Source organism: Gordonibacter pamelaeae 7-10-1-b, from assembly GCF_000210055.1.
GTDB lineage: Bacteria > Actinomycetota > Coriobacteriia > Coriobacteriales > Eggerthellaceae > Gordonibacter > Gordonibacter pamelaeae.
Genome location: NC_021021.1, coordinates 1145611 through 1156577, shown reverse-complemented (window position 1 = coordinate 1156577; position 10967 = coordinate 1145611). Strand labels below are relative to the sequence as shown.

Here is a 10967-nt window from a genome sequence, read left to right as displayed (position 1 = left end):
GCCGCGCTCGAGGGCTCGCAGCGCCCCATCGTGCTGCTGAAGAAGCGCCCGGACGCCGCCTTTGCGCCGGGGTTGGCCGACCGCCTGCCCGAACTGGGCGTCATGCTGCCCTACACCCCCCTCCAGCACCTCCTGCTCCACGACTTCGCCGGTGTGACAATGGGACGTGCCGGTGTGACAATGGGACGGGGATATTGTCACATTCCCCTGCTCGTCATGACGTCCGGCAACATCCACGACGAGCCCATCGTCATCGACGACGAGGATGCTTACGAGAAGCTGTTCTCGGTGGCCGACGCGTTTCTCGGCCACGATCGCGCCATCTGCGCCCGCTACGACGACTCGGTGGTGCGCGTTATCAATGCCGGCAGCGCGGGAGAGGCGCTTCAGTTCCTCCGCCGCGCTCGCGGGTTCGCGCCTCTTCCGATTCCTCTGTCGCTGCCCGCGCCCGCCGCCGAAGAAGTTTCACGTGAAACATTCGTTCGTCCTCGGGCGATCCTCGCCGTGGGCCCCGAGCAGAAGAACACGTTCACGCTCACGCGCGACGCCGAGGCGTTCGTGTCGCAGCACATCGGCGACATGGAGAACGCGGAGACCTACGACGCGTGGCTCCAGGCGAAGGACCGTTACGAGGCGTTGTTCGAGATCGAGCCCGGCCGCCTGGCCTGCGACCTGCATCCCGAGTACCTCACGTCGAAATGGGCCCACGATCAGAGCCGCGTGCACGGCCTGCCGCTCTCGGAGGTGCAGCACCACCATGCCCACATCGTGTCGGTGATGGGCGAGCATGGCCTGCCCGGCCCTGTGTGCGGCATCGCGTTCGACGGCACGGGCTACGGGGTCGACGGCGCCATCTGGGGAGGCGAGGTGCTGCTCTCCAACCAGCGCGCGTTCGAGCGGTTCGCGAACTTCGCCTACGTGCCCCTGCCGGGCGGTGCGGCTGCGGTCAAGCACCCGCTGCGCATGGCCTACGGCGCGCTGTGGGCGTTCGACCTGCTGGAGCATCCGGGCGCGGCCGACGCTCTCGCGGCCTTGGGCGAGCAGGCGGACGTGTGCGAGCAGATGATCGACCGCGGCCTGAACACGCCCATGACCTCGTCCGTCGGCCGCCTGTTCGACGCGGCCAGCGCCCTTCTGGGCGTCTGCACCAACCCGCTGTACGAGGGCGAGCCTGCCATTCTGCTGGAGGCCGCGATGGGCGAGGCCGCTGCCGGCGACGAGGCGGACGCGGAGGCCGCCGACCGCTACGCCATCGCCGTCGTCAAGAACACCGCCACGGCGGAAAGCACGGCGCAGGACACCTCGGTCGTGCTGTTCGATGCGGCGCCCACGTTCCAGGCGCTGCTCGACGACAAGGTGGCCGGCGTGCCCGTGCCCGTCATCGCGCGACGCTTCCACGACGCGTTCGTGCAGGCTGTCGTCACGGCGGCCGAGCTGGCGCGCAGCGTGTACGGCATCGAGACGGTGGCGCTGTCGGGCGGCGTGTTCATGAACCGCTACCTGGTGGAGCATGCGCTGGCGGCGCTTGAGCGCGTCGGCTTCACGGTGGCCGTCAACCGCGATCTGCCGCCCAACGACGGCTGCATCTCGTTCGGCCAAGCTGTGGTAGCATGGGCCTCGAACGAAGAGGGCGCCGCCGAGGGCGGTGCGTAAGGCGCGATCCGCCGCGGACTTGCGCCGCAACCTGAAAGAAGGCATGAACCTATGTGCTTGGCCATACCCGCGAAGATCACCGAGCTCAAAGACGGCAACCTGGCTACGGTCGACATCCTGGGCGTCACGCGCGACATCGCCGTCGACCTTACGCCGCAAGCCGGCGCGGGCGACTTCGTGCTCGTGCACGCCGGCTTCGCCATCGAGGTGGTGGACGCCGACTACGCCCAGGAGACCATCGACCTCATCAAGCAGTTCCCGGAGCTTGCCGGCGAGGACATCCCCGACGTCGAAGGGGGCACCCGATGACCGTCGACCCCGCCGCGCTGGAGGCCGAGCTCGCGGCGTTTAAGGACCCTAAGCTCGCACGCGGCCTGGTCGATTCCATCCAGAAGCTCGCGCCCGCAGGCGGCGCCACGCTCATGGAGGTGTGCGGCACGCACACCATGGCCATCGCGCGCAACGGCATCCGCAACCTCATGCCCGAGGGCACGCGCCTCGCGTCCGGCCCCGGCTGCCCGGTGTGCGTCACGTCGAACCGCGACATCGACACCGTCATCGCCCTCGCGCGCACCGACAACGTCACCATCGCCACGTTCGGCGACATGACGCGCGTGCCCGGCTCCACGTCGAGCCTGCTCAAGGAGCAGGCCGCCGGCCGCAGCGTGCAGATCGTGTACTCGCCGCTCGACGCGCTGCGCCTGGCCGAGCAGCATCCCGACCGCGAGATCGTGTTCGTGGGCGTGGGATTCGAGACCACCACGCCGCTCGTGGCCATGGCCATCAAGCGTGCGGCCGCGGCGGGCTTGAAGAACTTCAGCGTGTTCGGCGCCCACAAGAACATGCCCGGCGCGCTGGAGGCCATCATCAACGACCCGCAGCTCAAGCTGGACGCGCTCATCCTGCCCGGCCACGTGAGCACCATCATCGGCGCGGAGCCCTACAAATTCCTGGCCGAGAAGTACGGAATCCCCGGCGTCATCACGGGCTTCGAGCCGGTGGACGTGCTGCAGGGCATCGCCATGATCATGCGCCAGCTGCACGAGGGACGCGCCGAGATAGAGATCGCCTACGCGCGCGGCGTCATGCCCCAGGGCAACCCCGTGGCGATGGCCGCCATCGACGAGGTGTTCGAAACCTGCACGGCGCTTTGGCGCGGCCTGGGCGAGATCCCCGGCTCGGGCTACCGCATCCGCGAGGAGTTCGCGCAGTTCGACGCCGTCCGCCGCTTCAACCCGCAGGTGGAGCCCACGCAGGACCCGAAAGGCTGCCGCTGCGGCGACGTGCTGCGCGGCATCATGGCCCCCAGCGAGTGCCCGCTCTTCCGTCGCATCTGCACGCCCGAGAATCCCGTGGGCCCCTGCATGGTGTCGAGCGAGGGCAGCTGCGCCGCGTACTACCGGTATTACTAGGGGTTCGGCTTCGCGGGCGCGTGGGAGGCGTCGGCCCGACCGCCTAACCGACCCGGCTGCAGTGTCTCCAATAAGCTTATTCGCGTGGCCGGAGTCGGCAGGTGCGCCGAGAAGCGCGCCGTGAGAGCAGACTCCCGGACGAGGTAACCTCCCGCTTCGCCGTCGCTGCGAGGGCTGCGCACGCGGCGAGGACGGCGAGGGCAAGCGCTCCGATTGCTGCCGGCACTGCGGTATCGCCGGTTCGCACGAGGGCTCTCGCTTCGTCGCTGCCTCCATTGCCGCTGTCCTCGGTGTCCGGGCCCGCGGGCGAAGGGGGGCCGTCTGGTTCGACAGGCGTGCCAGCAGGATTGGTGAACGCCTTCACGGCAACGTTGCCCACGGGGCTGCCGGTGCGCGCGGCAAGGTCGTCGGCTACGGCGGCCACGTCGCTCCAGACACCGTGCTCGAACACGAAGCTTTGGCCGGCATCAACGTGCGGAACGCTGTCGTAACGGGGCGTCCCGTCGGGGTTCTCGCCCACCTGGCGTGCGCCTTCGAGCGGTATGGTGGACGACATAAGGGCCCATCCCTGCTGGTCGTAGAGTTGCGTCTCGGTCACGACGACGGCGAACGCCTGCCCCTTTTTGAGGTCGACCGCGTTTGCCAGCGCGGGCGTGAGGTAACCGGCGTTCAGCGCGTCGAGCTCCGTGTGGGCGGCTGTGACCTGCGTGCCGCTCTCGGGGTCCGTCGGGTCGGCAAGGCCGGTGTACACGTCGATGGTCACGCGCACGGCAGGCGACGTGACCCAGACACCTACGCCTACCAGCCGCTCGTCGCCCGATGAGGTGAACACGTTGGCGGCTTTGGCGGCATCTCCCCACGAAGCCTGCAGGCCCACGGCGTGCAGCGAGTCGTACTGGTAGTTCTTGGCGTAGTCGAACGTGTTGTCGCGCCCGCTTTCGGCTGCTAGGGCCACCGGGGCGCGGATGGCACGCTCCTCGTAGGGAACGTACAGGTAGCCGCCGTCGCCGAAACCCTCCCCGCGGTTGTTGCGCAGGATCCAGGCGCCGTTGTTTGCGGGTGTGTGCTCGACGCCGTCGACAACGATGGTGAAGTTCTCCTTGGGATAGGCGTCGTCCCAGCCCACAAGCGACAGGGAGTGATTCACCGTGTAGTTTGCCGTGTCGGCGTCGTAGAACCAATGGTGCTTCCAGATACCCTGCTCAACGTCGGCATCGGCCCAGTAGCCGTCTCCCTCGAACGGCTCGTGCATGCCGAAGTCGAGGGCTCCGTACTGGCGCAGAGCCTCTTTGATCTTCTCGCAGGCCAGCAGGTCGATGGCGACGCCGGCGCCGGAGGAGGCGTCGCCCGCGTAGCTGCTCGCCGGCTCGTTTATCTCGCCGCCGGCGGGCCCTGTTCCGCCGCTTCCGGTCGCAAAGGGGCTGGGCAGTTCGATTGCCTGGTCGAGTCGCACGGCATCGCTGCCTACGGTCGTGCCCGCCGCCGCATCCATGGCGGCAGCGGCCTCCTCGTAGTCGCCCGGCTCGCTGGGCGGCAGGTAGGGGCAAGCCCCCTCGTCGGCCGCGCCCTGCCAGCGCGCAAGCGTGCTCACCGCATGGCTCCACGTGCCGCCCGTCAGCAGCCCCCGTGCTCCCAAGCCCTCGTCCTTCGTGGAAACGGCATACCGGTCCAGCGCAGAGGGGTCTCCCTCGCCAAGCGCGCGGTGCTGGTAGGTGAGCATCGCGAGCGATGCCTCCGAAAGGTCGATCGAGCTGTCCGCGTTCCCCTGAGCGATGCGGTTCGATTCCAGCGATGCCAAGGCGGCGAAAGCCCAGCATGTGCTGTATACGCCCTGATCACGCAGGGGGGCGAGTGCGCCGGTCATGCGCAGGTCGAAGCTGCTCGGCAGCGCCTCAGCCGTTCGTGCGCTCATCTCCACGGCCTCCGATGCGAAGGCCCCCTCCTGCAGCGCGGCGGCATCGACCCTTCCGTCGTCCGTCCTCTCCGCGTTCTTCGCATCTCCGCCGTCGGAACCCAAGCCGCCTTGGCCGGCTCCTCCGGGCATCACGGCGGCCTTGCGCACTTGGAACAGGTAATCGGTTTCCGGCTGCAGGTCTCTGAACAAGCACGAGCTCTGCCAGCCGTCGTGCTGCGAGCTACCGTCGGCCAGGCGGTACTCGAGCTGCTGTCCATCGGGTTGGAAGGCGAGCGTTATTGAGGTCGACGTAGCCTCGCGCACGGCGACCTCGGTGGGCGCTGCCGGTCGTGCGGGCACGTCGAGGTAAGAGATGCCCGTCGAGTCGAACCGGCCCGACAGGCCGCCGCTTCTGAAATACAGCCTGCGCCCCGGTTCCAAGGGGGTGTCCTCGAATAAGGGGAACGAATCGCTCATGTCTGCCTGGTACGAGGCCTTGAGGGATTTGCTGCTTGTATTGATGTTGGGCGTCTCGCGTGTGAAATCTATCGTTATCGCCCCGGGGGTAGGGTCGGGCTCGCGGGTGGGAACGGGCACGCGGTACCGTGGTTCGCCGTCTGGGTCGTTGCGGTCGAACACGCTTAGGTGGTGTGGTTGCAGTCCGTCGACCACCGACCAGGCCGACACACGGTCGCCGTTGGAGAGCCAGGTGCCGTCGGGTGCCTGCACGCTCAGGCGCGCGTCATCGAAGCCCACGGTCTCCGTTGTGTTGTCGAAGGTGAGGCCGGATAAGCACAGGCGCAGCTCGTAGGTGGTTGAACCTTTCAATCCAGCTGGATCGTTGCTGGTCAACGTTATGGTATGCGTTCTTGAGACAACATCGTCCAGGGCCACTTCCCGCCCGAACCGACCGTTTTCCAGCGGCTCGGGCGCTCCGCCGTCAAACGACATCGCCACCTTCTGGTTCGAGGTGGGCAGGACGGACACCGAGTAGGAAAAGCCTTCTGCGGAGGATGGGGCGGCAGGCAAGAATACGTCGAAGCTCGTGCGCAAGCCGCCCTCCTCAAGCGTGCTTCTCAAATCCAGGTATTCGTAGGCGGGCAGATCAAGGGGAAATTCGCCCTGCGTCTCATGCAGCGTGCTCCTGACGGTGATGCCGTTCACCTGTGATGTGTCTGGTTCTTCGGGTGGCCAGACGGCTCCGCTGCCGCCCGCTTCGCGCGTGAGGGCTTTAAGGCAGACGTTCGTGGCGTACACGGATGTTCCCTTTGAGTCCATCAGTGATTTTCCCAGCGTCGTCCACGATATTCCGTCGGCGGACACATAGCTGACTTCCTCGTTTCCGGCGGCGTCCTTGCCTACGTACACGGGTTGGAACGCAGCGCCGCGCCCGATGACCGCCTCGGCGGGAACCACGTTCTTGTAGAAAGGATTCTCCAGCTTTACGACCAGGGAGAACGTATCGCCTTTCTGCAAAGAGGAGCGCAGGTCGGCGTCGAGTTCCACCGTGTGATAACCGGGGTAGGCCTCGCTGCCCGTCTGGGTGCCGCCCATCTTCGTGCCCGAGGTGGGGTCTCCCTCGGCAGGGTTCAGGTAGACGTCGATGGCGTACGACGTGCCCTCGTCGGTGGTATAGAACGAGGCGGCCTCCAGCGTCTCGTTCCCCGCGGCCGTGAAGACGTTGGCCAGGTACGCTGCAGCTCCTTCGCCGCTGGAGGGTGCGTCGGGATCCTCGGCGCCCGCGCCGGAGGACACGGCCAGGCTTGTGCGCCAGCCCATGGTGTCGAACTGGTAGTTGCCCGTGTAATTGTCTTTCGATTCCAGTTTCAGCGTGGCGCCGTAGATGGCGGAATGATCCTCGTAGGAGAGCCAGAAATAGCCGCTCTCGCCCCAGTTCGCGCCCCAGCTGTTTTTCACGAGCCATGCGCCGTCGTTTTCGGGCAGCTCGGTTTCCGGTCCGCCGAAGTTCGCGCGGCTGAACGTGTCGTCCCAGCCCACGATCAGCACGGCGTGGTCGATGTCGATTTTCTGGCTTGCGTACATGGTCTGGCGCGAAACGCCTTCAACGAATTCGGTGCCGTGCCAATGATTGCCGTGTGTGGCGATGGATACCGTGACGGGGCCCTCGTCGTGGATGATGCGTTTGACGGTGTCGATACTGGGCTTCATGGCGGCGCCGGTGATGCCGTTGAGCGACGTGGGCAAGTAGTAGGCATCTTGCAGGTGAAAGTCGGCGGCGTAGCGCAGGCTCTCGTCCACGTACGCTGCCTGGAACGGTACCCGAGACGACAGCACCGGCCCTTTCCATGCGGCCAGCGTGCCGATGGCCTGCTGGTCCCAGGCACCGGTGTCGTAAGCCTGTTGGGGGTAGCTCTTCGCACCCTCCACTTCCTGCTCCTCGTTGCCATTGTAGGTGAACCAGGCCAGGTGCGCGCGAGAGAGCTGAGCGGTGGGGTAGTAGGGCAGCACGCTGCTCTCGGCGGCTCCCAGGTTGGCGAACGCCCAGCAGTTCTGGGTTTGGGACTGGTCGAGCACCGGCCCTACCACGCCCCGCTCGCGCAAGTCGAAGGATTCGGGAAGGAGGTCGTTCGCGAACGTAGTTGCCACGCCGCTTGCAAGGGTGTCGCCCAAGTAGGACAAGTCGAGCGTCGATGCCTTGATGTCGGTTTCCCCGTTCAGGTAAGCTAGGTAGTCCGGATTGACGTCGGAGGCCGTCAGCTCAATGGCCGCACTCTGCGCTGCGGCGCCGTCGTTCGGCTCCGTCGCGTGGGCCGGAAGGGCTGCGCCGGGCGCCAGTCCTCCAACCAGGGCCGCTGACAGCAGCAATGCGAGCATACGACGCACGATCATGGCAACCTCCCGACGCAGGACCTCTTGTGCAGTATACCGTGCGACCGGCTGGTACGCGCATCGCCTCGGCCGAAATGCCCTACATGCCGGCCTGTGCGCCGAGAAAGCGCCTCCTCCTCGCTCTCTCACGCCGCCGCGCGGCCGAGGCTGCGGAAAAGAGCATCCCCTCCGTCAACGATTCCGTGCCGAAACGGGAACGACCGCAGTGCACGGCCCTACAATCGGCAGGAGGGGGCAGGCAACCGCTTGGAGCCGAAAAATGATCGGAGCAGGCATAGTATTTTCATATAAATGGTGCTAGTATAGTATCAATTAAAAGCGCGCCGATTCCCTAGGGCCGGCGCGGAGGGCAAGGCGAGACATAAAGGGGGTGTGCCATGGATATCTTTTCCGATCCCGTGTTGCTGGCGCGTGTGCAGTTCGCCCTGACGGCGGCCTACCACTTCTTCTTCGTGCCGTTGACCATCGGTTTGGGATTGATCCTAGCCATCAACGAAACCAAGTACTACCGCTCGCGCAACGAGAAAGACGCGGCGGCCTCGAGGTTCTGGGTGAAGATCTTCACCGCGACGTTCGTGATAGGCGTGGCCACGGGCATCACGATGGAGTTCTCCTTCGGAACGAACTGGGCCGACTATTCCCGCTTCGTGGGCGACATCTTCGGCGCGCCGCTTGCTGCCGAGGCCCTGCTGGCCTTCTTCCTGGAGTCGGTGTTCCTCGGCATCCTGCTGTTCGGCCGCAAGACCGTGTCGCCGAAATTCTACCTGGTGAGCGCCTGGCTCGTGTGGTTCGGTTCCTGCCTCTCGGCGCTGTGGATCCTCATCGCTAACTCGTGGATGCAGACGCCGGCCGGCGCGGAGCTTGCGGCCGACGGGTCGAAGGCCGTCATCACGGACTTCCTGGGCGCCGCGCTCAACCCGTCGCTCATGGCCCGCTACAGCCACGTGGTGGTGGCGCTGCTCATCATGGGCGCGTTCGCCGCCATGGCCGTGAGCGCGTGGTACCTGATCAAGGGCCGGCACGCCGACTTCGCCATGAAGACCATGCGCATCGGCGCCGTGGTGGGCATCGTCACCAGCTGCGTCATGATCTTCACGGCGCATGCGTCGGCCGTGGTCGTGGCCGAAGAGCAGCCCACGAAGCTCGCCATGATGGAGGGCATGTACGACGACGAGGTTCCGCCGCTGTACCTGTTCGGCTGGGTGGACGAGGAGAGCCAGCAGGTCATCACCCCGTTCTCCATCCCCGGCGGTACCAGCTTCCTGGCCACGGGCACCTGGGACACCGAGTACCAGGGCTTGAACTCGCTGGCCGAGACGGAGCAGTACGGCGCGCTCGACCCCGAGACGGCGCCCGTGAACTTCGTGTTCCAGACGTACCATATCATGGTGGCTATGTACGGCCTGATCATGATCACGGCCATCCTGGCCATCGTGTTCACGTACCGCAAGGGCGGCCGCATCAAGAACATGAAGTGGCTGCAGCGCCTCGTGCTGATCTCGCCGGTGTTCCCGGTCATCGCCATCCAGACCGGATGGTTCACCGCCGAGCTCGGCCGCCAGCCGTGGGTCGTGTACCCGTCGGCCACCGGTCCCGAGGGCGTGGCGCTCGCCACCGGCGACGCGGCTTCGGCCTCGGTATCGGCACCCGAGCTGCTGATCACCATGGCGCTGTTCTTCCTGGTGTACGTGTTCCTCATCTTCGCGTGGGCGCGCGTCATGGGCCGCTTCATCAAGGAGGGCCCGGTGGTGGCGCCGGCCGAGGCCGACGATGCCGCATCCGACGAGGCCAAGCGCAAGGACGCCGTGCCCGGCTTCGCGCCGGTGGACGATCCTGCGGTCGCTGCGAAAGGCGGTGAGTAGCCGTGGAGATGACTTTCTTCAACGTGCTGTGGTTCTTCCTGATCTTCGTGCTCATCGGCGGGTACTTCGTGCTCGATGGGTTCGACCTGGGCGCGGGCGTGCTGTACCCCTTCGTGGCGAAGGACGACCGCGAGAAGGCCGTCGTGCGCCGCAGCATCGGCCCGGTGTGGGACGGCAACGAGGTGTGGCTGCTCACGGCCGGCGGCGCGCTGTTCGCGGCGTTCGCCCCCGCGTACGCCGCCACGTTCAGCGGGTTCTACCTGGCGGTCATGCTGGTGCTGTTCGGCCTGATCGTGCGTGCGGTGTCGCTTGAGTACCGCGGGCACGACAAGAAGTACGGCAAGGTGTGGGACGGCTGCTTCTTCGTGGGGTCGCTCTTGCCGGCGCTGCTTCTGGGCGTGGCCGTGGGCAACATCTACGCGGGTATCCCCATGGATATGAACGGCGATTACGTGGGTGTCCCGCTGCTGGGGCTCATCACCCCGTTCACGCTGCTGTGCGGCCTGCTCGGCCTGGCCATGTTCATGGCGGCGGGCGCCGCGTGGATCGCGCTCAAGGCGCCGAAGCCGTCCGCCCTGCAGGCGCGTGCGGTCGGCCTGCGGCTGCCGCTCCAGGTGGCGGCGCTCGTGCTGTTCCTGGCGGTGTCGGTGTACGGGCACTTCGTCATCCAGCCGGCCATGGACCCGGCGCTCGGCATCGTGCGCTGGCTGTTCGCCATCCTGGCCGTGGGCGGCATCGTGGCCTCCATCGTGCTGGCGCGGCGCGGCGAGGGCAGCGACAAGGGCGCGTTCCTTGCGCAGTCGGTGTCGGCGTTCTGCCTGGTGGGGCTTCTGGCCGCCTCGATGTTCCCGAACCTCGTGGTGGCGTCGGCCGGCAGCGTGGGCCCGTCCATCACGCTCATGAGCGCCGCGTCGTCCGAGCTCTCGCTCATGTGGATGACCATCATCACGTGCGTGGGCCTGCCGCTGGTGCTGGTGTACCACGTGATCATCTACCGCACGTTCCGCGGGCGCATCGAGGACGACGACCTGGCGCACTACTAGCGCGACAGCTGCGGAAACCTTGGCGAAAGCAGAATCGAAGGCCGACCCGATTTGCGGGTCGGCCTTACTTTACTATAGTATTGTGGTAGAGTATTGAGCAACAACGAGCCTGATCAGAGAGGAACGACCATGGCAGAAGATCAAGATCGGACGGTACCCTTGCCCGGGAACCCCGAGCAGCAGCAGCCGGGAAGCGTGCCTGCGCCCGAGGCGTCGCCGGCGCCGGCCGCAGAGCCCGCGCCCGAACCCGAGC

General features: G+C 66.4%; 6 protein-coding genes. 5 read left to right on the top strand and 1 reads right to left on the bottom strand.

The window, feature by feature from the left end:
• The 3 genes from GPA_RS05370 to hypD form a co-directional block, all read left to right on the top strand.
• Positions 1-1653 (top strand): Kae1-like domain-containing protein (locus GPA_RS05370; RefSeq protein WP_167536605.1); only part of this gene is annotated, 1653 nt, incomplete at its 5' end.
• A gap of 51 nt (positions 1654-1704) precedes the next feature.
• Positions 1705-1962, top strand: coding sequence for a HypC/HybG/HupF family hydrogenase formation chaperone (locus GPA_RS05365; protein ID WP_015539198.1), 258 nt, complete (start codon positions 1705-1707; stop codon positions 1960-1962).
• A complete protein-coding gene (gene hypD, locus GPA_RS05360) occupies positions 1959-3065 on the top strand; it encodes a hydrogenase formation protein HypD (protein ID WP_015539197.1) in 1107 nt (368 codons plus the stop codon). Before GPA_RS05365 ends, hypD begins: the two co-directional genes overlap by 4 nt.
• Before the next feature lie 76 nt (positions 3066-3141).
• On the opposite strand, the gene GPA_RS05355 is transcribed toward hypD, so the two are convergent.
• Entirely contained in the window at positions 3142-7809 is a 4668-nt protein-coding gene (locus GPA_RS05355; protein ID WP_015539196.1) for a lectin like domain-containing protein, read from the bottom strand.
• A 377-nt stretch (positions 7810-8186) separates the two neighbouring features.
• Between GPA_RS05355 and GPA_RS05350 the strand changes: the two genes are divergently transcribed.
• The gene (locus GPA_RS05350; protein ID WP_015539195.1) at positions 8187-9671 is read left to right on the top strand and encodes a cytochrome ubiquinol oxidase subunit I; all 1485 of its coding nucleotides are present in this window, start codon (positions 8187-8189) and stop codon (positions 9669-9671) included.
• Positions 9672-9679: 8 nt separating this feature from the next.
• Complete coding sequence (gene cydB / locus GPA_RS05345; RefSeq protein WP_015539194.1) at positions 9680-10714, top strand: cytochrome d ubiquinol oxidase subunit II; 1035 nt, start codon at positions 9680-9682, stop codon at positions 10712-10714.
• Positions 10715-10967 lie beyond the last annotated feature (253 nt).

Coding starts and splice junctions, on each gene's coding strand:
- hypD (WP_015539197.1), top strand. CDS start 1,959: ATGACCGTCGACCCCGCCGCGCTGGAGGCCGAGCTCGCGGCGTTTAAG.
- GPA_RS05365 (WP_015539198.1), top strand. CDS start 1,705: ATGTGCTTGGCCATACCCGCGAAGATCACCGAGCTCAAAGACGGCAAC.
- GPA_RS05355 (WP_015539196.1), bottom strand. CDS start 7,809: ATGATCGTGCGTCGTATGCTCGCATTGCTGCTGTCAGCGGCCCTGGTT.
- GPA_RS05350 (WP_015539195.1), top strand. CDS start 8,187: ATGGATATCTTTTCCGATCCCGTGTTGCTGGCGCGTGTGCAGTTCGCC.
- cydB (WP_015539194.1), top strand. CDS start 9,680: ATGACTTTCTTCAACGTGCTGTGGTTCTTCCTGATCTTCGTGCTCATC.